Annotated in this window: 24 protein-coding genes; 15 read left to right on the top strand and 9 right to left on the bottom strand. The window is 59.9% G+C overall.

The genetic code is table 11. The features are described from left to right. Positions 1–7: 7 nt before the first annotated feature. Positions 8–316 (bottom strand): biofilm peroxide resistance protein BsmA, encoded by a 309-nt coding sequence (gene bsmA / locus ACJ8QF_RS20415; RefSeq protein WP_004933642.1) that lies wholly within the window; start codon positions 314–316, stop codon positions 8–10. 127 nt (positions 317–443) lie between these two features. Here bsmA and yjfP point away from each other — a divergent pair, with 127 nt between their 5' ends. After that, positions 444–1196 (top strand): esterase, encoded by a 753-nt coding sequence (gene yjfP / locus ACJ8QF_RS20410; protein ID WP_412089097.1) that lies wholly within the window; start codon positions 444–446, stop codon positions 1194–1196. A 122-nt stretch (positions 1197–1318) separates the two neighbouring features. Further along, positions 1319–1678: a hypothetical protein gene (locus ACJ8QF_RS20405; RefSeq protein WP_166730519.1), complete on the top strand. Its 360-nt coding sequence runs from the start codon at positions 1319–1321 to the stop codon at positions 1676–1678. Between the two features lie 99 nt (positions 1679–1777). Here the strand turns inward: ACJ8QF_RS20405 and ACJ8QF_RS20400 are convergent, their stop codons facing one another. Continuing rightward, positions 1778–2044, bottom strand: coding sequence for a DUF1471 domain-containing protein (locus ACJ8QF_RS20400; RefSeq protein WP_004933636.1), 267 nt, complete (start codon positions 2042–2044; stop codon positions 1778–1780). Positions 2045–2497: 453 nt separating this feature from the next. On the opposite strand from ACJ8QF_RS20400, the gene rpsF reads away from it, so the two are divergent. The 5 genes from rpsF (at position 2498) to ACJ8QF_RS20375 (ending at position 4410) form a co-directional block, all read left to right on the top strand. Further along, positions 2498–2896: a 30S ribosomal protein S6 gene (gene rpsF, locus ACJ8QF_RS20395; RefSeq protein WP_004933634.1), complete on the top strand. Its 399-nt coding sequence runs from the start codon at positions 2498–2500 to the stop codon at positions 2894–2896. An 8-nt stretch (positions 2897–2904) separates the two neighbouring features. Further along, positions 2905–3222, top strand: coding sequence for a primosomal replication protein N (gene priB / locus ACJ8QF_RS20390; RefSeq protein WP_004933632.1), 318 nt, complete (start codon positions 2905–2907; stop codon positions 3220–3222). A gap of 4 nt (positions 3223–3226) precedes the next feature. After that, positions 3227–3454 carry a 30S ribosomal protein S18 gene (gene rpsR, locus ACJ8QF_RS20385; protein ID WP_000135199.1) on the top strand — a complete coding sequence of 76 codons (228 nt, stop codon included), beginning with the start codon at positions 3227–3229 and terminating at the stop codon, positions 3452–3454. Positions 3455–3493: 39 nt separating this feature from the next. Next, entirely contained in the window at positions 3494–3946 is a 453-nt protein-coding gene (gene rplI / locus ACJ8QF_RS20380; protein WP_004933629.1) for a 50S ribosomal protein L9, read from the top strand. A gap of 110 nt (positions 3947–4056) precedes the next feature. Beyond that, the gene (locus tag ACJ8QF_RS20375; protein WP_015376398.1) at positions 4057–4410 is read left to right on the top strand and encodes a DUF488 domain-containing protein; all 354 of its coding nucleotides are present in this window, start codon (positions 4057–4059) and stop codon (positions 4408–4410) included. Positions 4411–4413: 3 nt separating this feature from the next. Here the strand turns inward: ACJ8QF_RS20375 and ACJ8QF_RS20370 are convergent, their stop codons facing one another. Further along, positions 4414–5088, bottom strand: coding sequence for an OapA family protein (locus ACJ8QF_RS20370; protein ID WP_016929348.1), 675 nt, complete (start codon positions 5086–5088; stop codon positions 4414–4416). A gap of 267 nt (positions 5089–5355) precedes the next feature. Between ACJ8QF_RS20370 and fklB the strand changes: the two genes are divergently transcribed. Then, a complete protein-coding gene (gene fklB / locus ACJ8QF_RS20365; RefSeq protein ID WP_004933618.1) occupies positions 5356–5976 on the top strand; it encodes an FKBP-type peptidyl-prolyl cis-trans isomerase in 621 nt (206 codons plus the stop codon). Between the two features lie 98 nt (positions 5977–6074). On the opposite strand, the gene ACJ8QF_RS20360 is transcribed toward fklB, so the two are convergent. Next, positions 6075–8027, bottom strand: a complete 1953-nt coding sequence (locus ACJ8QF_RS20360; RefSeq protein WP_442537802.1) for a bifunctional 2',3'-cyclic-nucleotide 2'-phosphodiesterase/3'-nucleotidase — start codon at positions 8025–8027, stop codon at positions 6075–6077. A 255-nt stretch (positions 8028–8282) separates the two neighbouring features. Here ACJ8QF_RS20360 and cysQ point away from each other — a divergent pair, with 255 nt between their 5' ends. Continuing rightward, a complete protein-coding gene (gene cysQ, locus ACJ8QF_RS20355; protein ID WP_004933611.1) occupies positions 8283–9023 on the top strand; it encodes a 3'(2'),5'-bisphosphate nucleotidase CysQ in 741 nt (246 codons plus the stop codon). A 1-nt stretch (position 9024) separates the two neighbouring features. On the opposite strand, the gene ACJ8QF_RS20350 is transcribed toward cysQ, so the two are convergent. Then, on the bottom strand, positions 9025–9582 hold the full coding sequence (locus ACJ8QF_RS20350) for a YtfJ family protein (protein ID WP_025159587.1): 558 nt from the start codon (positions 9580–9582) through the stop codon (positions 9025–9027). A 330-nt stretch (positions 9583–9912) separates the two neighbouring features. Here ACJ8QF_RS20350 and ACJ8QF_RS20345 point away from each other — a divergent pair, with 330 nt between their 5' ends. Further along, positions 9913–10119 carry a DUF1107 domain-containing protein gene (locus tag ACJ8QF_RS20345; RefSeq protein WP_004933604.1) on the top strand — a complete coding sequence of 69 codons (207 nt, stop codon included), beginning with the start codon at positions 9913–9915 and terminating at the stop codon, positions 10117–10119. A gap of 69 nt (positions 10120–10188) precedes the next feature. Here ACJ8QF_RS20345 and ACJ8QF_RS20340 read toward each other — a convergent pair whose 3' ends face one another. Beyond that, positions 10189–11520 (bottom strand): hemolysin family protein, encoded by a 1332-nt coding sequence (locus ACJ8QF_RS20340; RefSeq protein ID WP_004933603.1) that lies wholly within the window; start codon positions 11518–11520, stop codon positions 10189–10191. 180 nt (positions 11521–11700) lie between these two features. Further along, positions 11701–12342 carry a peptide-methionine (S)-S-oxide reductase MsrA gene (msrA, locus tag ACJ8QF_RS20335; RefSeq protein ID WP_165491264.1) on the bottom strand — a complete coding sequence of 214 codons (642 nt, stop codon included), beginning with the start codon at positions 12340–12342 and terminating at the stop codon, positions 11701–11703. A gap of 304 nt (positions 12343–12646) precedes the next feature. Between msrA and tamA the strand changes: the two genes are divergently transcribed. Genes tamA through ACJ8QF_RS20320 form a run of 3 tightly spaced genes read left to right on the top strand, consistent with a single transcriptional unit; the run spans position 12647 to position 18530 of the window. Continuing rightward, the gene (gene tamA, locus ACJ8QF_RS20330) at positions 12647–14365 is read left to right on the top strand and encodes an autotransporter assembly complex protein TamA (protein WP_249339672.1); all 1719 of its coding nucleotides are present in this window, start codon (positions 12647–12649) and stop codon (positions 14363–14365) included. Continuing rightward, entirely contained in the window at positions 14362–18180 is a 3819-nt protein-coding gene (gene tamB, locus ACJ8QF_RS20325; protein ID WP_131164164.1) for an autotransporter assembly complex protein TamB, read from the top strand. The genes tamA and tamB overlap by 4 nt, the downstream gene beginning before the upstream one ends. A gap of 2 nt (positions 18181–18182) precedes the next feature. Next, positions 18183–18530: a gamma-glutamylcyclotransferase family protein gene (locus ACJ8QF_RS20320; protein WP_004933596.1), complete on the top strand. Its 348-nt coding sequence runs from the start codon at positions 18183–18185 to the stop codon at positions 18528–18530. 52 nt (positions 18531–18582) lie between these two features. Here ACJ8QF_RS20320 and ppa read toward each other — a convergent pair whose 3' ends face one another. Beyond that, entirely contained in the window at positions 18583–19113 is a 531-nt protein-coding gene (ppa, locus tag ACJ8QF_RS20315) for an inorganic diphosphatase (protein WP_004933594.1), read from the bottom strand. Between the two features lie 260 nt (positions 19114–19373). On the opposite strand from ppa, the gene ACJ8QF_RS20310 reads away from it, so the two are divergent. Then, complete coding sequence (locus ACJ8QF_RS20310) at positions 19374–20927, top strand: methyl-accepting chemotaxis protein (protein WP_131164163.1); 1554 nt, start codon at positions 19374–19376, stop codon at positions 20925–20927. Between the two features lie 45 nt (positions 20928–20972). Here ACJ8QF_RS20310 and fbp read toward each other — a convergent pair whose 3' ends face one another. After that, on the bottom strand, positions 20973–21977 hold the full coding sequence (fbp, locus tag ACJ8QF_RS20305; RefSeq protein WP_004933587.1) for a class 1 fructose-bisphosphatase: 1005 nt from the start codon (positions 21975–21977) through the stop codon (positions 20973–20975). 169 nt (positions 21978–22146) lie between these two features. On the opposite strand from fbp, the gene mpl reads away from it, so the two are divergent. Continuing rightward, the gene (mpl, locus tag ACJ8QF_RS20300; protein ID WP_044029874.1) at positions 22147–23526 is read left to right on the top strand and encodes a UDP-N-acetylmuramate:L-alanyl-gamma-D-glutamyl-meso-diaminopimelate ligase; all 1380 of its coding nucleotides are present in this window, start codon (positions 22147–22149) and stop codon (positions 23524–23526) included. The last annotated feature ends 34 nt before the right edge of the window (positions 23527–23560 follow it).

Here is a 23560-nt window from a genome sequence, read left to right as displayed (position 1 = left end):
CCCCGCCTTAGCGATACAGGATCGCCTGGGAATACCATTGGCCCGGCACGACGGTTTCGCTGTTCATGATGATCACATAATAACGGGCGCCGGCGGCGGTGGCCTTGCGCTGGATCTCCGCTTCCACGTCCATCGGGCTGCCGCGTACCACGGCGGTGACGGTGCCGATTTTCACCAGCTCGGCGGTCTGCGCGCGAACGATCTCCTGCGCCTGCGTGGTGGGCGGCGGCGGCGGTTTCGGCGTGGTGGTCATGATGCCGCAGGCGGAAAGCTGTGCGGCCAGCGTCAGGGCGATGAGTGTGCGGACAAACGTCATGGGAACCTCGAAAGAGCCGGTGCGATGGCTTCAGTGTAACGCAATATAAGCTGGAACAGATTGAGCTAACGCTGGCTGGCGCAAGTTTGTCATGATGAATGCCAACAGGTGAGTTGAGGATGAACGGATGATCGAAATTCATGACGAGCGGGCGGGCGATATTGCGGTGATCCATGCGGTGCCGGCGGGGCAGTATCATCGGCCGCTGCCGACGGTGTTCTTCTGCCATGGCTATACCTCGTCGAAAGAGGTGTACGCCTACTTCGCCTATGCGCTGGCGCGCGCCGGTTTTCGGGCGGTGCTGCCGGATGCCGATCGGCACGGCGAGCGGTTCGACGGCGATGAGACGCGGCGCCTGGCGGCGTTCTGGGAGATCCTGCGCAGCAATATCGACGAGCTGCCGCAGATCAAGGCACATTTTGAGCGGCTTGGCCTGATTGCCGACGGACGCATCGGCGTTGCCGGCGCCTCAATGGGCGGCATGACCGCGCTTGGCGCCTTCGCGCGCTTCCCGTGGATCCGGGCGGCCGCCAGCCTGATGGGCTCCGGCTATTACCGTTCACTGGCGCAAACGCTGTATCCGCCGTTGAGCGAAGAGGGCGAGGCGCTCTCGCCGGCGGCGTTTGCCGCGCGCACCGCCGTGCTGGCGGAATATGAGCTGGAAGGGCGTTTGGAGACGATAGCCGGGCGGCCGTTGTTGCTGTGGCACGGCGAGACGGACGACGTGGTGCCGGCGGCGGACAGCCTGCGTTTGGCGGCCGAACTGCGGCGGCAAGGCGCGGATGGCCGTTTGACGTCGCTCGTCGAGCCGGGGGTGAAGCACCGCATCACGCCGTTGGCGCTGTCCGCCACGGCCGACTTTTTCCGCCGCGAGCTGTGATGCGCCGCCGGGCACGATGCATGGAATTGCAGCGCTCTGTGCCTGCTGTTTCGGCCATCGTTTGGCCGAATGAAGGGGAGAATGTCAGCGTGAATTCTTTCTGGGGCAGCAAGGAGCAGGGCATGATAAAGGGTATCAGCAAGACGGCCGACGCCGATCGCAGTTTGATGGGAACGATGAAAGCGCGCGCCGAGCTTAACTCAGCGGCCTTCAGCGAGATGCTGGAGGCAGCCGACGGCAAGGTGCATCCGCTGTCGCGCATTACCGCGCATACGGTGCAAAACATGACGGCACTGTTCTCTTTCGCGCCGAAAGCGGCGGCCACTCACACTACGGCTCCGGGAGCACTCTCGTTCGAACAGCGGGCGACCCTGGCGGAAAGTGCCGATCTGCTGCAAATGCGCACCCACTATCTGCGGATGGCGTTGCAGTTGCACAATCCGGGCAAGGCGCTCAACGCGCCGGCGTTGCTCAAGCTCTGATTGGCGGGGGAAGCGGAGCGCCCAACGGGCGGCGCTCCGGTGCGGACTGAACGGGCTTTCTGATGAAGCCCTGGGATTTCCCTGGCGTGGCGCGTCTCTTTAGCGGTACAGCTCGGCGCTGACGTGCATCGTGCTGTTGTCGCCCGGTTCGTGCAGGGCGATGATGCGATAAGAGCTTGCGCCGCGTTGGTCGGCGATTTTACTGACCTGGCTGCTGGCGTCGTCCGGCGAAACCACATTCTGGTTCAGGGTGACGAAGCCGACGCTTTGGCGTTGATCGGCCTGGTGCGAGGTGATCTCCGTCGCGGCCATCACATTGGCGGAGAACAGGGCGGCCAGCGCCGTCGCGAGAATAATGCGTTTCATAGTGCCTCTCTTACTTTTTGCCGTTACGGCCTGACAGCGAGTGTCGCTGCGGCAAAAAGTCATTTATCTGCATTGAATAACCTGGGATCTTTTTCGTCGCGCTGTCTGCGGCGGATATGGTTAATTTTAGTCCGTTGCCGGCGATTAAAAAGCGGGGTGTTTTGAAGGCGTCTTTCAAAAAAAATGAAATAGATTTGTGACTCAACGCTGATTTCATTGAAAGATTTTTGAAACTGATGGATCGGTGTACATAGGTTCACTCACGAGCAAATCGTGCTATTTCCCATAGCGCCTCGCATTAACGCGAATAAAACCCACGCAGTCCTTGAGTTTCCCGCCCTGCGTCAGTATGATTACGCGTCATTTTTCAGCCGCACACTAAACACGTTCCTTGCTTCCATGGGCCGCGGTTGACCCTGACAGGAGGCTGAATAATCCGTAAGGAGCAATTCGATGCGTCATTACGAAATCGTTTTTATGGTCCATCCTGACCAAAGCGAACAGGTTCCGGGCATGATCGAGCGTTACAGTGCTACCATCACTAACGCGCAAGGTCAGATTCACCGTCTGGAAGACTGGGGCCGCCGTCAGCTGGCTTATCCGATCAACAAACTGCACAAAGCTCACTACGTTCTGCTGAACGTTGAAGCGCCGCAGGAAGCGATCGATGAGCTGGAAACTAACTTCCGCTTCAACGACGCCGTTATCCGCAGCATGGTTATGCGCGTTAAGCACGCGGTAACCGAAGCATCTCCGATGGTTAAAGCGAAAGACGAACGTCGTGGCGATCGCCGCGAAGATTTCGCTAACGAAACCGCAGATGATGCAGATGCTGGGGATTCTGAAGAGTAATTGCCGCCGTGACGGCTAATCGTCTGGTTTTGTCGGGCACTGTGTGCAAGGCGCCGGTTCGAAAAGTGAGTCCTTCCGGGATACCGCACTGCCAATTTGTGCTAGAGCACCGTTCGCAGCAGACGGAAGCCGGATTCAGCAGACAAGCATGGTGCCGAATGCCCGTGGTTGTCAGCGGACAACAGTCACAAGCACTAACTCAAAGATTAACGGTCGGCAGTCAGATTACCGTGCAAGGCTTTGTAAGCTGCCATCAAGGGCGCAACGGGCTGAGCAAATTGGTTCTGCATGCCGAGCAGATTGAATTGATAGATTCTGGAGACTAGCCAAATGGCACGTTATTTCCGTCGTCGCAAGTTCTGCCGTTTCACCGCGGAAGGCGTTCAAGAGATTGACTATAAAGACATCGCTACGCTGAAAAACTACATCACCGAAAGTGGTAAAATTGTACCGAGCCGTATCACCGGTACTCGTGCAAAATATCAGCGCCAGCTGGCCCGTGCTATCAAGCGCGCGCGCTACCTGTCTTTGTTGCCGTACACTGATCGTCATCAGTAATCGGCCACTGTCCATTAACGACTTTGAGAGGATAAGGTAATGCAAGTTATTCTGCTTGATAAAGTAGCAAACCTGGGCAGCCTGGGTGATCAAGTTAACGTTAAAGCGGGCTACGCTCGTAACTTCCTGGTACCACAGGGCAAAGCTGTTCCTGCTACCAAGAAAAACGTTGAGTTCTTCGAAGCACGCCGTGCTGAACTGGAAGCCAAACTGGCTGACGTTCTGGCTGCTGCTGAAGCTCGCGCAACCAAGATCAACGAACTGGGTTCAGTCACCATCGCTTCCAAATCTGGCGACGAAGGTAAACTGTTCGGCTCTATCGGCACCCGCGACATCGCTGACGCAGTGACTGCGGCAGGCGTTGAAGTTGCCAAGAGCGAAGTTCGTCTGCCGAACGGCGTTCTGCGTACCACTGGCGAGCACGAAGTGCACTTCCAGGTACACAGCGACGTGTTCGCACAGCTGAATGTAGTTGTGGTTGCAGAAGCGTAATTTACGCTGCTGTTAACCGGTTAAAACGCCAGCCTCGCGCTGGCGTTTTGCTTTTCTGCGCCCGGCAAAACGCGCTACGCTTGAAGACGGGATGAAAAGGAGAGCGTGCGATGGCAACGATTACGCTACAGCGGGTTTACGATTTCAGCGCGCCGGCGCCGGAACACTGTTATCTGATAGACCGGCTATGGCCGCGCGGCATCAGCAAAGAGCGGTTGACGGGCGTGCAGTGGTTGAAACAGGTGGCGCCGGATGACGAGCTGCGCAAGTGGTTCCATCAGCATACCGACCAGTGGGAAGCCTTTGAGACGCGCTATCGCCAACAGCTGGCGGCCAACGACGCCTGGCAGCCGCTGGTGGCGCTGTTACGGCAGGGGCAAACGCTGACGCTGCTGTATGGCAGCAAAGATACCGAGCACAATCAGGGCGTGGTGCTGCGCGAGTTTCTGCTGGCGCAGCTGTAGAGATTAGCGTTCCCGGCGGTAGCTGCCGTCGGCCTGGCGGCGGAACAGCGCCTGGCTGTTGTCTGCCGTGGTGACCGACAGCGCGCTAATCACACCGTTGGCGTCGCGTTCGATGCGCACTTCCTGGCCGGCTTTCATGTTGCTCAGCGGCTTGTCGCCGCCTTCCACCTGTGCCATGGCGAACACTTCATTCACCGGCAGATTGTTGTCGCGAAACAGTTGGGCCAGGGTCTGGCCGGGCTGGATCTGATAACGCTGCCAGTTGCCCGCCGGCGTCGGTTCGTTGGCAGGCGTGGCGGCGCTACCGCCGTTTTGCAGCTCGGCCTGCAGCGGCACGCTGGTTTCCTGCTGAGAGACCGGGAACGGCTGTCTTTCGGGCGAGTAGGGCCACAGCAACGCCAGCAGCAGAATGATGCCGAAGATCAGCACCCAGCGGCGATGAAAGTAGGGCAGCGGTTCCATCCAATGGAAACCGTCCGGCAGATGCCAGACTTTAATCAGCAGCGCTTTGACCCGCTGCATTTTGTCGTTGGCCGACGGCGGCTCCGATGGCGGTTCCGCGCCTTCAGCCGTGGGTGCGGCGCCCGGTTTCAGGCGCTGGCTGATGTTCAGCCAGGTGCGCAGCAGCGGCTGGTAGATGCGGGTGGTTTTCCTTCTCCTGGGCGCGATTCTGCCCATGGTGACCTCTCTTCGACGGCGTAATAATCAGTGCGGCGCGGCAAACGCGTCGCCTGCCCGATATCCTGCTTTCAGTATAGTCCGCTAACTGATTGAAGTGAAAGGCGGCTGAGCGGCAGAGCCGGGGTTTGCGGCTGCGGGCGTTAACAGAAGGTTATTGTTTCTTTTTCTACGACAAAAGTCATCATTCTCCACACAAGATTTTACCCGGCATTGACGCGCTGTTATGCTGCGCTTTCGACTTTTTACAGACTTAAGGAAAACCCCATGACAACCCCTTCTTTTGACAGCGTTGAAGCGCAAGCAAGTTACGGGATTGGTTTACAGGTCGGCCAGCAGCTGCAAGAGTCCGGGCTGGAAGGTTTGCAACCGGAAGCTTTGCTGGCGGGTTTGCGTGACGCGCTGGAAGGGAATGCCCCGGCGGTTCCGGTAGACGTGGTGCACCGCGCGCTGCGTGAAATCCACGAGCGTGCGGACGCGGTGCGCCGCGAGCGCCAGCAGGCGATGGCGGTTGAAGGCCAGAAATTCCTGGACGACAACGCCAAGCGCGACGACGTGACGCTGACCGAGTCTGGCCTGCAGTTCTCCGTACTGGAGCAGGGCAACGGCCCAATTCCGTCCCGTCAGGATCGCGTGCGTGTGCACTACACCGGCCGTCTGATCAACGGCGACGTGTTCGACAGCTCGGTTGAGCGCGGCCAGCCGGCAGAATTCCCGGTCAGCGGCGTGATCCCAGGCTGGATCGAAGCGCTAACCCTGATGCCGGTCGGCTCCAAATGGCAGCTGTATATCCCGCACAACCTGGCCTACGGTGAGCGTGGCGCAGGCGCGTCCATCCCGCCGTTCAGCGCGCTGGTGTTCGACGTCGAGCTGCTGGAAATCCTGTAATCCCACCGAGGATTGTTCTGGGCGCCTTCGTGGCGCCCTTATTTTATGCGCCGCGCAGACGGGCGATGAATGGCCGGGCGCGCCGGCCATAAACCGTGTTACTTACCGCTTAAATCGATGCGATAAACCGCGAAGCCGATGCTGTCGCTGCCTGCGGCGCTCATCGGATATTGGGCGTGCTCTTTGATAAACCTTGTCGCTTTGTCCGAAGGCGAGGTCTCGAAGCGGATATCCAGCGGCTGCTGGCTGCTGAAGTTCGCCAAACGCCAGTTGTTGTCCGCCTGCGGGCGTACCGCGCCATGCCGCTGGGTTTCGGCGCTGATGTAGGCCGCCAGCACCGAGCGGTTTTCATCCGGCGAAGCGAAGGCGATATGTTTGTCGCCGGTGCCGGCAAACTTACCGCCGTAGGCGCGGTAGTTGTTGGTGGCAACCAGGAAGGTGGCGTTCGGATCGATCGGCTTGCCGTTGAAGGTCAGCTGCTTGATGCGCTCCGCCTTAGCGTTGATCAGTTGGCATTCGCCGTCGTAGCGCGCCGGCTGGCTGACGTCGATCTGGTAGTTGACGCCGTCGATCAAGTCGAAGTTGTAGGTGCGGAAGCCGTCCCAGTTGATCAAGCCCTGCGGCTTGGCGCTGTTGACGTCGATCTGGTTGAACTGGCCGGCGGAGCACTCCAGCCACTCTTTCACCTCTTTGCCGCTGGCCTTCACCACCACCAGCGTATTGGGGTAGAGATAGAGATCGGCGGCGTTGCGGAAGGTGAGCTGGCCTTTTTCCACTTCGACGAAGCTGGCGGGGTCGTTCTTGCGGCCGCCGACCTTGAACGGCGCCGCCGCCGACAGCACCGGCAGATCGGCCAGGTCCGGGTCGCCCTGGATGTAATGTTCGACGTAGGCCTTCTGCGCATTGTTGACGATCTGCACCGTCGGATCGTCCTGCACCAGCGCCAGGTAGCTGTACATGTTGCCGTCGGATTTACCGATCGGCTGGCTGACGAACTCGCGCGTGCCTTTGTGATCGTCCGCCAACACCTTCACCAGCGCGGCATCTTCCGCCGCCAGCGATTTCTTGTTCTCTTTGTCGTAGATCGGCCGCGCTTCCGCTTTGGCGGCGGTCACTTTCCAACTGCCGCCATCGTTGTTGAGCTGCAGATCGACCACGCCGAGGTGGTCGCCCCATTGGCCCGGCATCACCGCCGGTACGCCGTTCAGCAGGCCTTTGTCGATATCCGCGCCTTTGATGTTGGCGAAGTCCTTGCTCGGGAACACCGCGTGGGCGTGGCCGAACATGATGGCGTCGATGCCGGGCACCTGGCTGAGGTAATAGACCGAATTTTCCGCCATCGTCTTGTAAGGCTCGCTGGACAGCCCGGAATGCGGGATCGCCACCACCAGATCGGCGCCCTCTTTACGCATCTGCGGCACGTAGCGCTTGGCGGTGGCGGTGATGTCGTCCACCGTCACCTTGCCCTGCAGGTTGGCCTTGTCCCACACCAGGATCTGTGGCGGCACGAAGCCGATGTAGCCGATGCGCAGCGTATGCGCCTTGCCGTCGCGATCTTTCACCGGCGTATCGACGATGATGTACGGCGTGAACAGCGGTTTTTGCGTTTTGGCGTCGATGACGTTGGCGTTGATATACGGGAATTTGGCGCCCGCGATAGCGTTCTTCAGGTAGTCCAGCCCATAGTTGAACTCGTGGTTGCCGATGTTGCCGACGACGTAGTCCAGCGTGTTCATCGCCTTATAGACCGGGTGCACGTCGCCCGGTTTCAGCCCCTTGGCCGCCATGTAGTCGCCGAGCGGGCTACCCTGAATGATGTCGCCGTTGTCCACCAACACCGCGTTGGCGGCCTGCTGGCGCGCCTGTTGGATCAGGCTGGCGGTGCGCACCAGACCGAACTTGTCGGTCGGCGTGTCCTTGTAGTAATCGAAGTCCATCATGTTGCTGTGCAGATCGGTGGTTTCCAGCACGCGCAGATCGACGGTGGCCGCTTGCGCGGAGGCGCACACCAGCAGCGCAAGCGCGGACAGCGTCAGTGGATGCTTCATCATTTGGGATTCTCTCCATTCCATTATTCGAGTGTTATCGCAGAGGGAAATGTAATTAACACTGCTTGCCACAGTAAACTGTGAAGTGTGGCAGAAAACGGCGGCGGGTAACGCGGGGAAGCTCACAGTTGTGCCCAACAAGAAATGAGGAATTCCCGAGGCTTAGGCGGTTGAGATGGATATTCGGCGTAAAAAAAACTAGTCTGCTAGCAGAGACAGAGGGAAATTTCCCACGGAGATGCGGAGTTGAGGTGCATGATGTTAGAGCGAATTTGCCAACTGTCCCGCGAGGCGGGGGCGGCGATCATGGCGGTGTACGACGGCGAACAACCGCTTGATGTCGCACAGAAAAAAGATGACTCACCGGTGACGGCGGCCGATCTGGCGGCGCATCACATCATCAAGCGCGGCCTGGCGGCCCTGACGCCGGAGGTGCCGCTGCTGTCGGAAGAGGATCCGCCGGCGTGGGAAGAGCGCCGCAGCTGGACGCGCTACTGGCTGGTCGATCCGTTGGACGGCACCAAAGAGTTTTTACATCGCAATGGTGAGTTCACGGTCAATATCGCCCTGATTGAAGACGGGCAGGCGGTGATGGGTGTGGTGTATGCCCCGGCGATCGACGTGTTGTATCTGGCGGAGCGCGGCAAGGCCTGGAAAGAAGAGAAGGGCGTGCGGCAGGCGATCGGCGTCAGCAACGCGCATCCGCCGCTGGTGGTGGTGAGCCGCTCGCATATCGATGACGAACTGAAAGATTATTTGCAGCAGTTGGGCGAGCACCAGACCGTGTCCGTCGGTTCCTCGCTGAAGTTCTGTCTGGTGGCGGAAGGCAAGGCGCAGCTCTATCCGCGCTTCGGGCCGACCAACATTTGGGATACCGCCGCAGGGCATGCGGTGGCGGTGGCCGCCGGGGCGCAAATTCACGATTGGCAGGGTAAGCCATTGCTCTATACCCCGCGTGAATCTTTCCTCAACCCCGGCTTCCGGGTGTCGCTGTTCTGAGTTAGTTCGCCAACAGCTGGTGCAGCTTGGACATCACCTGCTGCACCTCTTCCGGCGTCAGCGCGCCGTCTTTGGCGAACTGGATGCGCCCTTGCTTATCCAGCACCACGATGGCGGAGCCTTTTGGCTGCAGATCCCAGGCTTTGCGCACGTTGCCGTCGCTGTCGACGATAAACTGCGACCATGGGAACTCCTTCTTGCTGTCTTCAATGCTGCTGCGCACGAACATCGCGGTGCCCATCAGGGCATCGTCGGTGTTGACGATTGTCGTCGTTTGGTAACGATCGTGTGGTAGCTTCGCCTTCTTAATCGCTTCAATCAGTGGGTCGTTCATGTCTTTGGCGGAGCTGCGGCCGGCAATATGTTGTATCACTCGCACTTTTCCACTGAGCTGCGCGCTGTTCCAGTTCTGGTAGCTAAAATTACCGTCAGCGTAATTGAGCTCTCCTTTGTCGCTGACGCCGACCGGCGCCACGCGCTGCTGGAGCTGGAAGTTGTGCGCGGAAGCGAAAAGCGGGGCGAGCAGCAGGGATACCATCAGCATGCGACTTGTTTTCATGCTTTCTCCTTGTAATGGGGGGAATTTGTGCGACAGCACTTCGACAGCCTAAAGCATAGGATGTGATAAGAGGTCTGTCCTGTTAACCGGATCGCAGATTTTCCCTTGGTTCGCTAATCATCAGATTTTGAAGGGATATCCTGAAAACGTTATAAATTATCATATACAATTCTGTCAAAAAGTGTAAATCCAGCGTAGATATCCGGGCAGAAGTGAACGTTCTGGTCTTTACTGGGTCTACTACATGCAATCAAGTTGCGTTCTGAATTTCGAGGCTGCCACCTTTGGCGGCTCGCTGAGCGCATGGATCAACGGGAGGAGCGTAAAAGAATGAGAATCTTCCAGCGTTATAACCCTTTGAAAGTGGCAAAGTACGTTAAGACCCTGTTTCGCGGAAGGCTGTATATCAAGGACGTGGGCGCATTTGAATTCGACGAGGGGAAAATCCTGCCGCCGAAGATTCGCGACAAGCGCCATTTCAGCGTGATGTCTGAAGTGAACCGTCAGGTGCTGCTGTTGCAGACCGAGATGGGGTGAGCACCTCGCTGACAGCGGTAAAAAAAATGCGGCCCCGATGGGGCCGCTGATGTTTTTGTCTTACCGCCGTCAGGCCGCAGGCGTGTCGTCCGGCGCTTTCGGCAGCACCGCCGCCGGCTTGTCGCTCAGCCGGGTGACCAGCAGCTGGTCTATCTTGTAGCTGTCGATATCCACCACTTCGAACTTGTAGCCGGCGTATTTGACGAAGTCGGTGCGTTTCGGGATCTTGCGCAGCATATACATCATAAAGCCGCCGATGGTCTCGTAGTTGCCCGCCTGCGGGAACTCGTCGATGTCCAGCACGCGCATCACGTCGTCGATCGGCGTGCCGCCTTCAATCAGCCATGAACTTTCGTCGCGCGCCACGATCTGCTCTTCCTGGCCCTGGCCGACCAGATCGCCCATCAGCGTGGTCATCACGTCGTTAAGGGTGATGATGCCCACCACCAACGCATATTCATTGAGGATCACCGCGAAGTCTTCGCCGGCGGTTTTGAAGCTTTCCAGCGCTTCGGACAGCGTCAGCGTATCCGGCACGATCAGCGCCGAGCGGATCTGCACGCCGCTGCTCAGCACCAGGCTTTGGTTGCCCAGCACGCGGTTCAGCAGGTCTTTGGAATCGACGTAGCCGACCACCTGATCGATATGGCCGTCGCACACCAGGAACTTGGAGTGCGGGTGAGTCGAGACTTTCTCCTTGATGCTCTCTTCGCTTTCGCGCAGATCGAAGTACACCACGCTTTCGCGCGAGGTCATCGAAGACGGCACGGTGCGCGATTCCAGTTCGAACACGTTTTCAATCAGCTCGTGCTCCTGTTTGCGCAGTACGCCCGCCAGGGCGCCGGCTTCCACCACCGCATAGATGTCATCGGAGGTGATGTCGTCTTTACGCACCATCGGCAGCTTGAACATACGGAAGATCAGGTTGGCCATGCCGTTGAAGAACCACACCAGCGGGCGGAAGATCATGATGGAGAAACGCATCGGGTTGATGATCCGGACGGCGACCGTCTCTGGTGCAATCATACCGATGCGCTTCGGGGTCAAATCGGCGAACAGAATAAACAGGCTGGTCACCAGCACGAAAGAGCAGATGAAGCTGACCTGTTCCGCCAATTCGGGCGACAGGAAACGATCGAACAACACCTTGAAAGTGGGCGAGAAAGCCGCGTCGCCGACGATACCGCCGAGGATGGCCACGGCGTTCAGGCCGATCTGCACCACGGTGAAAAAGATGCCAGGGGTTTCTTGCAGCTTGAGCACTCTGGCGGCGTTGACGTTACCTTCGTCAGCCATCAGCTTCAGTTTGATCTTGCGCGAGGCGGCCAGAGAGATTTCCGACAGTGAGAAGAACGCACTCACCGCGATCAGAAAAAGAATCAGTAAAATACTGTTTAACATAATCTATCCATACGTGCCGACGGGATGCCGGCGCTCTTGAGGAAGGGTAGTACATAGTAAAAAAAGCAGCGATAACAACCAGAAGGGAAGCTATCGGGCCGCAGAAGCGGCCCGCATAGTATAGCAGTTGCCCCACAGGGGCCGCCAGCGGTTAAAAAAGTGCCGCCGGCCGGCATCAAATCAGCCCTGCGGCGGCAGGCAAACGCCGATGCCGCCCAGCCCGCAGTAGCCTTCCGGGTTTTTGAACAGGTACTGCTGGTGATCGTCTTCCGCATAGTAGAACGGCTGCGCCGGTGCGATCTCGGTGGTGATGGCGCGCTTATCGCCCGCCGCGTCCATCGCCTGCTGGAAGCGTTGCAGGCTGCTTTCCGCCTCGGTCTGCTGCTCTGGGCTCAGCGTATAGATCGCCGAGCGGTACTGCGTGCCGACGTCGCCGCCCTGGCGCATGCCCTGCGCCGGATCGTGATTTTCCCAGAACAGCTGCAGCAGCTGTTTGTAGCTGACGACCTGCGGATCGAACACCACGCGCACCACTTCGGCGTGGCCGGTCTGGCCGCTGCACACTTCGCGGTAGGTCGGGTTCGGCGTATAGCCGCCGCTGTAGCCGGCGGCAGTGCTGTAGACGCCCGGCTGCTGCCAGAACAGGCGCTCAACGCCCCAGAAACAGCCCATGGCGAAGATCGCCACCTCCATGCCGGCCGGCACCTGGGTCATCGAGTGTTCGGTGACCACGTTGAGCGTTGCGACAGGCATTGGCGTGGTGCGGCCAGGCAGCGCGCTTGCCTTATCGACGGTTTGTGATTTATCAAAAAATGGCACCACGGTTGACTCCTGTTGTCACAGTAAGAATTGACCCTACATGGCGGCGGTTCGGTTGTATCTCACCGCGTCTTTGCCCACAATAAGCGGCAAGTTGGATTTTGTATAAGCTTAACGCAGTATTTTGAGCGCCAAAAGTGAAGAATTCGCCTGTTGCGCGGCGGTGGCAAAGCGCGGCGGGCGGCGTCCGGAAGAAGGTTGAAGAGGGCTGCCGTCATGATAGCGCGGAGTCTGCCCTGGCCCCGGAGCGAACACCATAACAGGACAGTAAAATCAATAAGGAGAACACGTGCCAAAGTACCCGGTCATGTGCTTGATATCTGTGTTGCTTGCGGCACCTGCAGCCTATGCGGCGAACGTGCGGCTGCAGGTGGAGGGGTTAAGCGGAGAGTTGGAAAAAAACGTCCGGGTGCGGCTGTCGTCGATCACGCCTGAAGAGGTCGGCACCGACGGCCGCTTCCGCGCACGGGTGGACGAGGCGGTGCGCCAGGGGCTGCGCGCGCTCGGCTATTACCAGCCGACCATCGAGTTTACGCTGGACGATCGGCCGGGGATGTCGCGCCCGGTGCTGCATGCCAAGGTCAATCCGGGCGAGCCGGTGCGCATCGCCGGCGCCAACATCGTGCTGGAAGGTGGCGCAAAGACCGATGAGGACTACCTGACGCTGGTAAAGAAGGGGCGGCCGACCATCGGCGAGATCCTCAACCACGGCAAGTATGACAGTTTCAAAGGCTCGCTGACCGGCCTGGCGCTGCGCAAAGGCTACTTCGACGCCGACATGACCAAAAGCCAGCTCGGCGTGGCCGAAGATCTGCACAAGGCGTTTTGGGATATCGATTTCAACAGCGGCGAACGTTACCGCTTCGGCAAGGTGAAATTCACCGGTTCGCAAATTCGCGAAGACTATCTGCAAAATCTGGTGCCCTTTCATCAGGGGGATTACTACAGTTCGGAGGATTTGGCCGAGCTGAACCGCCGTTTGTCCGCCACCAACTGGTTCAACTCGGTGGTGGTGTCCCCTGATTTCAACGATGCCAAAGAGAACAAGATTTTGCCGTTGGACGCGCTGGTGACGCCGCGCACGCGCAACACCGTCGAAACCGGTATCGGTTATTCCACCGACGTCGGCCCGCGGGTGAAAGGCACCTGGAAAAAGCCCTGGCTCAACGATCGCGGGCATAGCCTGGAAACCAGCGCCAGCGTGTCGGCGCCGGAGCAGCAGCTGGATCTGACTTACAAGATCCCGCTGCTCAAGAACCCGCTGGAGCAGTATTACCTGCTGCAGGGCGGGCTCAAGAACGTCGATCTTAACGACACCAAATCCGTGACCTCCAAAGTGGTGGCCTCGCGCAACTGGGATCTCTCCAGCGGCTGGCAGCGGGCGATCAACCTGACCTGGCGCTGGGATAACTTTACCCAGGGCAACGTCAGCAACACCACCATGCTGCTGTACCCCGGCGTCAGCTTCAACCGCACCCGTTCGCGCGGCGGGCTGATGCCGACCTGGGGCGACAGCCAACGCTATTCCATCGACGTGTCCGACACTTCCTGGGGTTCCGGCGTGGACTTCGCGCTGATGCAGGCGCAGAACGTCTGGATCCGCACCCTGGCCGACAAGCATCGCTTTGTAGCGCGCGGGCAGGTGGGCTGGATCGAAACCAACGACTTCGACAAGGTGCCGCCGGATCTGCGCTTCTTCGCCGGCGGTGACCGCAGCATTCGTGGCTACAAGTACAAAGACATTTCGCCGCGCGGCGACGACGGCAAGCTGACCGGCGCCTCCAAGATGCTGACCGGCTCGCTGGAGTACCAATACAACGTGACCGGCAAATGGTGGGGGGCGATGTTCGTCGATTCCGGTGAAGCGGTGAACGATATCAAGCAGAGCAACTTCAAGACCGGCGCCGGCGTAGGCGTGCGCTGGCAGTCGCCGGTGGGGCCGGTGAAGCTGGATATCGCCGCGCCCGTAGGGGACAAGGACACCCACGGGATGCAGTTCTACATCGGTTTGGGGCCTGAACTATGAGCCTGGTTAAAAAGATTTGCCTCGGATTTCTGGTCATTCTGCTGTTGCTGATCGGCGGCCTGGCCTTCCTGGTGGGGACCACCACCGGTTTGCATATGGTCATCAACGGCGCGGCGCGCTGGGTGCCGGGGTTGGAGATCGCCGGCGTCAGCGGCGGCTGGCGCGATCTGACGCTGAAGGGCGTGAAGTATCAGATGCCGGGCGTGACGGTCAACGCCGGGCAGTTCCATCTCTCCCTCGATCTCTCCTGCTTTAAACGCAGCTCGCTGTGCGTTAACGCCTTGACCGCTCAGGACGTGGACGTGGCGGTGAACACCAAAGAGATGGCGCCCTCCGCGCCGGTGGAGGAGAGCAGTGAACCGACCACCAATCTCAGCACCCCTTATCCGATCACCCTGCGCCTGCTGGCGCTGAATAACGTCAAGGTCACCGTCGACGACACCGCCATTTCTCTGGCCGAGTTCCGCACCGGCGCGCAGTGGCAAGAGCGCGCGCTGACGCTGATGCCAACCAAGATCGGCTCGTTGCTGATTGCCTTGCCGAAAACGCCGCAAAATCCGTTGCCGGAAGCGGTGCAACCGGCGGTCGAGGTGGCGAAAAAGGTCGGTGAGCAGGTTACCGACGCGGCGAAACCGGCGCCGCAGCCGGAGGAGAAGCCGCTCGGCGAAACGCTGAAGGAACTGTTCGCCAAACCGCTGTTGCCGGATCTGCCGGACATCCGTCTGCCGCTGGATATCACCGTGAAAGAGATCAGCGGCGAACAGCTGCGCTTGACCGGCGATACCGACGTGCTGATCACGAGTCTGTTGCTGCAGGCCAGCACGCAGGATCAGCATATCCAGTTGGACAACTTCGACGTGAAGTCGCCGCAGGGCACGCTGTCGGTGCAGGGGCAAGCGACCCTGACCGGCGACTGGCCGGTGGCGCTGACCGCCAACAGCGCGTTGAATATCGAGCCGCTGAAGGGCGAGAAGGTGAAGCTGAACATCGGCGGTGGGCTGCGCGATGAGCTGAAGGTGGCGCTGAACCTGTCCGGCCCGGTCGGCGCCCAGCTCGATGTGCAAACCCGGCTGGCCGAAGCCGGCCTGCCGCTGGCGCTGACGCTGCAGAGCAAACAGCTGAAATGGCCGCTGAGCGGCGAGGCGCAGTACCAGGTTAACGATTTCCGCCTGCGCTTTAACGGCAAGGCGACCGACTATGCGCTGTCGACGCGCGCCAATCTGAAAGGCCAGGATCTGCCGCCGGCGGTGCTGACGCTGGACGGCAAAGGCAACGTCGAGCAGTTCAAGCTGGAGCGCCTGCGCCTGGCGGCGCTGCAGGGCAATACCGATCTCACCGCGCTGGTGGACTGGAGCAAGGCCATCAGCTGGAACTCGCAATTGACGCTGAGCGGCATCAATACCGCCAAGCAGTGGCCGGAATGGCCGGCGAAACTCGACGGCAAGATCACCACGCGCGGCAGCCTGCACGGCGGCAGCTGGCAGCTGCAGGTGCCGGTGCTGCAGCTGGACGGCAACGTGAAGCAGAACAAGGTCACGGCGCGCGGCACGCTGAGCGGCAACGCCGCCGGGCAGTGGAAAATCCCCGGCATCGATCTGACGCTGGGGCGCAACCAGCTGAACGTCAAAGGACAGCTGGACGAGAAGAGCTGGAACCTGGACGCCAACATCGACGCGCCGCGTCTGGACGGCGCGCTGCCGGGCCTGGGCGGCACCGCCAAAGGGCTGCTGAAGCTGCGCGGCAATCTGCAGGCGCCTCAGCTGCTGGCGGATTTGACCGCCTCCGGTTTGCAGTGGCAGGCGCTGCGCATCAACCGGGTGAAGATCGACGGCGACGTGCGCTCCACGGATCAGATCCAGGGGCAGCTGGCGGTACGCGTCGAGCAGCTGAAGCAGGACGCGCTGGAAGTCAGCCTGCTGACCCTCGACGCCAAAGGCAGCGAGAAGCAGCATCAGCTGCAGTTGAAGATCGATGGTAAGCCGGTCTCCGGCCAGCTGGCGCTGCAGGGCAGCTTCGATCGTCAGCAGCAGCGCTGGCGCGGCAATCTGAATAACACCCGCTTCGATACGCCGGTCGGGGAGTGGCGCCTGACGCGCGCCATCGCGCTGGACTACCTGAACACCGCGCAGAAAATCAGCATCGGGCCGCACTGTTGGCAGAACCCGAACGCCGAGCTGTGCGTGCCGAAGACCATCGAAGCCGGCCAGAGCGGCCAGGCCAGCGTGGTGCTCAACCGGTTCGATCTGGCGATGATCAAGCCGTTCCTCGGCCCGGAAACCGCCCTGAGCGGCGTGTTCACCGGCCGGGCCGACGTCAGCTGGAAACCGGGCGGCGCGCTGCCGGAGGCGAAGGTCACGTTGGCCGGCAACGGCGTCAAGGTGGTGCAGCAGGTGCAGGGCAACGCGCTGCCGATCGCCTTCGATACGCTGACCCTCAACGCCGGTCTGAACAACGGCCGCGCGCAGGCCGACTGGCGGATCAAACTGACCAACAACGGCCAGTTCGACGGCAATATCCAGGTGGCGGATCCGCAGGTGCGGCGCACCATCAGCGGCAACGTCAATATCACCAACATCTCGCTGGCGCTGATCAACCCGGCGCTGATGAAGGGCGAAAGCGCGGCGGGCATGCTGAACGCCAACCTGCGTCTGGGCGGCAGCGCGCAGAAGCCGCTGGTGTTCGGCCGTCTGGCGTTGGATCGGGCGAAGGTGCAGGGCCACTGGATGCCGTTCGATATGACCGATGCGCGGCTGGCGGTGAATTTCAACGGCATGACCTCGACGCTGGAAGGGCTGCTCAGCACCACGCGCGGCCAGCTGAATCTGGCGGGCGACGCCGACTGGCGTGACATCAATGCCTGGCGTGCGCGCATCGCCGCCAAGGGCGACAAGCTGCGGGTGACGGTGCCGCCGATGATCCGCATCGACGTATCGCCGGATCTGGTGTTCGAAGCCACGCCGCAGCTGTTCTCGCTCAACGGCAAGGTCGATATTCCCTGGGCGCGCATCACGGTGCAGGAGCTGCCGGAAAGCGCGGTGGGCGTCTCTTCCGACGAGGTGATGCTGGACGATCAGCTGAAGCCGATTCAACCGAAGACGGCGTCGATCCCCATTAACAGCAACCTGATGATTCACGTCGGCAACGACGTACGGCTGGACGCTTTCGGCCTCAAAGCCCGCCTGAAGGGCGACCTGAAGGTGGTGCAGGACAAGAAAGGGCTGGGCCTCAACGGCCAGATTGACATCCCTTCCGGTCGATTCCATGCTTATGGTCAGGATTTGATCGTGCGTAAAGGGCAGCTGATGTTCTCCGGCCCGCCGGATCAGCCGCTGCTCAACATCGAGGCGATCCGCAACCCGGAATCCACCGAGGACGACGTGACCGCCGGCGTGCGCGTGACCGGCCTGGCGGATGCGCCGAAGCTGGAAGTGTTCTCCGATCCGGCCAAATCGCAGCAGGAAGCCTTGTCTTATCTGCTGCGCGGCCAGGGCTTAAGCAGTTCCGGCGCCGACGGCAACGCCATGACGTCGATGTTAATCGGCATGGGGGTTGCACAAAGTGGTCAACTTGTGGGTAAAATCGGCGAGGCATTCGGCGTGAGTAATTTGGCCCTGGACACTCAGGGGGTTGGCGACAATTCCCAGGTTGTCGTGAGCGGCTATGTCCTCCCAGGCTTACAAGTAAAATATGGGGTGGGCATTTTCGACTCGCTGGCCACGCTGACGTTGCGTTATCGCCTGATGCCTAAGTTGTATCTTGAAGCGGTGTCTGGTCTCGACCAGGCATTAGATTTGCTCTATCAGTTTGAGTTTTAGCGATGCGAATAATTGTCTACGGCAGTTTACGACGCAAACAGGGAAACAGCCATTGGATGACCAACGCCCAATGGCTCGGCGAGCACGAGCTCGAAGGCTATCAGATTTATAATCTGGGCCATTACCCGGCGGCGATCCCTGGAGAGGGCACGATACATTGCGAAGTGTATCGTATTAACTCATCGATTCTGGCAGAGCTGGACGAACTGAAAAGCAACACCAAGGACTATAAGCGCGAGCTGATTCAGACGCCTTATGGGAGTGCGTGGATCTACCTGTATAAACACAGCGTGGACGGTTACCCGCGAATTACCAGCGGTGACTGGCTGAAACGCCTCGAAGATCAGTAATAAAAAAACACCGCTCAATGAGCGGTGTTTTTTCATCGGACGGCGGCGAAAATTACTTCTTGGCGGCGCGTTCGAAGGAGGCGATGATTTCCGCTTTAGCTGCGGCAGCGTCTGCCCAGCCTTCCACTTTCACCCATTTGCCTTTTTCCAGATCTTTGTAGTGCTCGAAGAAGTGAGCGATCTGGGCTTTCAGCAGTTCCGGCAGGTCGTTCACGTCTTTCACGTGATCGTACTCTTTGGTCAGCTTGCTGTGCGGTACCGCAACCAGCTTGGCGTCTTCACCGGCTTCGTCGGTCATCTTCAGCACGCCAACCGGACGGCAGCGGATCACGGAGCCCGGCTGCAGCGGATATGGGGTTGGGACCAGCACGTCAACCGGATCACCATCCAGAGACAGAGTGTGGTTGATGTAGCCGTAGTTGCATGGGTAGAACATCGCGGTGGACATGAAACGGTCAACGAACAGCGCGCCGGTTTCTTTGTCGATTTCGTATTTGATTGGATCGGCGTTGGCCGGGATTTCGATTACTACGTAGATGTCTTCCGGCAGGTCTTTGCCAGCTGGGACCAGATTCAAGCTCATGTCGGTTTCCTTTAATCATCAAACCAGAAATGGAGTGGCGGCTATTATAGCGGACTCTTTTGCGATTTCCTGCCCTTTTCATCGTCGAAAACCCAGTGTCTCTGCGCGCGGAGAATTTCCAGATTAATCCCGCCGCGGCATGAAGTTTTGCCTCCGCCTGCCGATAACTTCAACAAACAATAATGAGCCAGCAAAGCTGGCTCCGCGTTTTGCCACCCCTACTACGTCTGATCTCACTATTCTGAAGCCGGGAAGAACTCATGCTAAAAAAGATTACGGTGAAGGCTGGGCTGATCGCCCTGCTGAGCCTGATGACCATGCTGCTGATCATGGTCAGCGTTATTGGCGTCAACGCGATTAACGAAGGATCGCGCTCGATCCATACCTTAAACCAGATCCTCGGCGAAGAGCTGGGCTCGCTGGCCAACAGCTCCAACCTGACGCTGCGCGCCCGAACCGCCGCTTCGCTGGCGGTGCGCCAACGGGAGATCGGCCAGACTGATGTCTCCGACGCCACCGTGGGCCGCATCTACGGTTACCTCGAACAGTCGAACAAGGAAATGGCGCGCTTTGTCGGCGTCGGCACCGTGACCGAGCGCGGCCGCGAACTCTCCAGCCGCCTGCAAAACAGCTATCGCGCCTATCTGGAGCAGGGCGTGAAGCCGATGGCCGCCGCCATCAAGGCCGGCAAGATCGATGAGTATTACCATATCCAGGAGACGCGCATTTCCGCCTTGAGCATCGCGTTTGAAAAGGATCTCACCGATTTCCGCAGCTTCGCCATGAAGCTCGGCGCCCAGCAGGTGCATGACGCGGAAAGCAACGCCAGCACCAAGATCTCGCTGATCGTGGTGGCGGGCCTGCTCAGCGTGCTGCTGGCGGTGCTGGCCTGGTTTGCGTTGCGGGTGATCATTTTGCGTCCGCTGGATGAGTCCATCGCGCAGCTGGAATACATCGCCGGCGGCGATCTGACCCATGAGATCCGCGGCGAGGGCGATACCGAGATGGGCCGCCTGGTGCGGGCGATGCAGCGCATGCAGCAGGCGCTGGCCAATTCGGTCAGCAAAGTGCGTGACGCCAGCAGCCAGATCGACACCGGTTCACGCGAACTGGCGGCCGGTAACCTGCATCTGGCGCAGCGCACCGAAGAATCGGCCGCTTCGCTGGAAGAGACTGCCGCCAGCATGGAACAGCTGACCTCGACGGTGAAAATGAACGCCGAGAACTGCGAGCAGGCCAATCAGCTGGCGCTGAGCGTGTCCGATATCGCCAACCAGGGCAGCGACGTGGTCAGTCAGGTCATGAGCAAGATGCAGGCGATCACCGACAGCTCGCGCCGTATTGCCGACATCATCAGCGTGATGGACGGCATCGCCTTCCAGACCAATATCCTGGCGTTGAATGCAGCGGTAGAAGCGGCGCGCGCCGGCGAACAGGGCCGCGGTTTCGCGGTGGTGGCCGGCGAAGTGCGCAATCTGGCGCAGCGTAGCGCCCAGTCGGCGAAAGAGATCAAAGGGTTGATCGAAGCGTCGCAGAACCGGGTGCAGGAAGGCGAGCAGATGGTGGAGTCGGCGGCGCAGACCATGAGCGGTATCACCGGTGAAGTGGGCCGGGTGACGGCGTTGATGCGTGAGATCTCGGCGGCGACGCGCGAACAAAGCAGCGGTATCGAACAGGTAAACCTGGCGGTGGCGCAGATGGATCAGGTGGCGCAGCAGAATGCGGCGCTGGTGGAAGAGTCGGCGGCGGCGACGCGCTCGCTGGAAGATCAGGCTCAGCTGCTGGCGCAGAGCATGGCGGCGTTCAAGCTGTAAGGCGATAAGGGTTCGGCGCGGCGCCGAACCCTTGCCAGTAACGCGTTACTCGTCCGGGTTTTCGGCGATGAAGCGTTCTGCGTCTTCTACCATCGACTTGGTGCCGACGAAGAATGGCGCGCGCTGGTGCAGTTTCACCGGCGTGATGTCCAGAATGCGATTTTTGCCGTCGCTGGCCTTACCGCCGGCCTGTTCGGCCAGGAACGCCATCGGGTTGCATTCGTACAGCAGGCGCAGCTTGCCTTGCGGGTGGCTGGCGGTGCTTGGGTAAATGTAGATGCCGCCTTTCAGCAGGTTGCGGTGGAAGTCCGCCACCAGAGAACCGATGTAGCGCGAGGTATAAGGGCGCTGCGTCGCTTCGTCCTGCTCCTGGCAGTACTTGATGTATTTCTTCACGCCGAGAGGGAACTTGATGTAGTTGCCTTCGTTGATGGAATACATGTTGCCGCTCGCCGGGAAGCGCACTTTCTCGTGAGAGAGACAGAACACGCCCAGAGACGGATCGTACGTGAAGGCGTGGACGCCGTAACCGGTGGTGTACACCAGCATGGTGGACGAGCCGTAAACCACGTAACCCGCTGCGACCTGGGCGCTGCCCGGCTGCAGGAAGTCTTCTTCGGTCACCGGCGTGCCGACCGGCGTGATGCGACGATAGATAGAGAAAATCGTACCGACCGAGACGTTGACATCGATGTTGGACGAGCCGTCCAACGGATCCATCAATACGACATACTTGGCATTTTCAGCTCGCTCGCCGTCGAATATCACGATTTCATCTTCTTCTTCGGAAGCGATACCCGCAACTTCACCACGCGCTTTCAACGCCGCTTTCAGTTTTTCGTTCGCGTACAGGTCCAGTTTCATCTGAACTTCGCCCTGTACGTTGGACACCCCGCTGGTTCCCAGAATATCAACCAGGCCGGCCTTGTTGATGTCGCGGTGGATGATTTTGGCGCCCAGTTTAATTGCAGAAAGTAACGCGGTCAGCTCGCCGGTGGCGTGAGAGAAGTCGTGCTGTTTCTCGACGATAAATTCGCCTAACGTTTTCATGACACAATCCCTGAATCTACGGATGGATAGCGGCCTGTTAACAAACCGCCAACGTTTTCGCGTGCAGTGTAGCCCAAAGATGCGCGCCATTCATAGGCAAATCCATTTCTTCTGGACGATTCTGAGCGTTAGAATATGCCGACATTCGATGCACTCACATGAGAAACCTATGCGCATTCACATTCTTGGGATCTGTGGCACCTTTATGGGCGGGCTGGCGATGCTGGCGCGCTCACTGGGGCATGACGTCACCGGTTCGGACGCCAACGTCTATCCGCCGATGAGCACGCTGCTGGAGAACCAGGGGATCGATCTGATTCAGGGTTATGATCCCGCCCAGCTGGATCCGGCGCCGGATCTGGTGATCATCGGCAACGCCATGACGCGCGGCAACCCGTGCGTGGAGGCGGTGCTGGAGCGCGGTATCCCTTACGTTTCCGGCCCGCAGTGGCTGCACGACGCCGTGTTGCGCGATCGCTGGGTACTGGCGGTCGCCGGCACCCACGGCAAAACCACCACCGCCGGCATGGCGACCTGGATCCTCGAGGCCTGCGGCTACCAGCCCGGCTTTGTCATCGGCGGCGTGCCGGGCAACTTCGACGTATCGGCCCGCCTCGGCGGCAGCCCGTTCTTCGTGATCGAGGCCGACGAGTATGACTGCGCGTTCTTCGACAAGCGCTCCAAGTTCGTGCACTACAGCCCGCGCACGCTGATCATGAACAACCTGGAGTTCGACCACGCCGATATTTTCGACGATCTGAAAGCCATCCAGAAACAGTTCCACCACCTGGTGCGTCTGGTGCCGGGCAAAGGCAAAATCATCCTGCCGGACAACGACAGCCACCTGAAGCAGGTGATGGCGATGGGCTGCTGGAGCGAACAGGAGCTGGTGGGTGAAGAGGGCGCCTGGCGCGCGCAGAAGCTGACGCCGGACGCCAGCCATTACGCGGTGTTCCTCGACGGTGAGCAGGTCGGCGAAGTGAAGTGGGCGCTGGTGGGCGAGCACAACATGCATAACGGCCTGATGGCCATCGCGGCGACCCGTCACGTCGGCGTGCAGCCGGCGGACGCCTGCCGCGCGTTGGGCGATTTCATCAATGCCCGCCGCCGCTTGGAGCTGCGCGGCGAAGCCAACGGCGTCACGGTTTACGACGATTTCGCGCACCACCCGACGGCGATCCTGGCCACCCTGGCCGCGCTGCGCGGCAAGGTAGGCGGCACGGCGCGCATTCTGGCGGTGCTGGAACCGCGCTCCAACACCATGAAAATGGGCATCAGCAAAAACGATCTGGCGCCTTCGCTCGGCCGCGCCGACGAGGTGTTCCTGTTCCAGCCGCACCACATTCCGTGGCAGGTGGCGGAAGTGGCGGATGCCTGCGTGCAACCGGCGCATTGGAGCGCGGATCTCGACACGCTGGTGGAGATGGTGGTGAAAACCGCACAGCCGGGCGACCACATTCTGGTGATGAGCAACGGCGGTTTTGGCGGCATTCACGATCGCCTGCTGGACGCGCTGGCGAAAAAGCAGGAACCGAAGGTGACCTACTGATCGCTTAGCCGCATCAGCCAACAAAGGGCCGCAT

Source organism: Serratia sp. CY81684 (assembly GCF_052166595.1).
GTDB classification, from domain to species: domain Bacteria; phylum Pseudomonadota; class Gammaproteobacteria; order Enterobacterales; family Enterobacteriaceae; genus Serratia; species Serratia nematodiphila.
The sequence above is the reverse complement of the archived record's forward strand: the minus strand, read 5'-3'. Positions and strand labels throughout refer to the sequence as shown.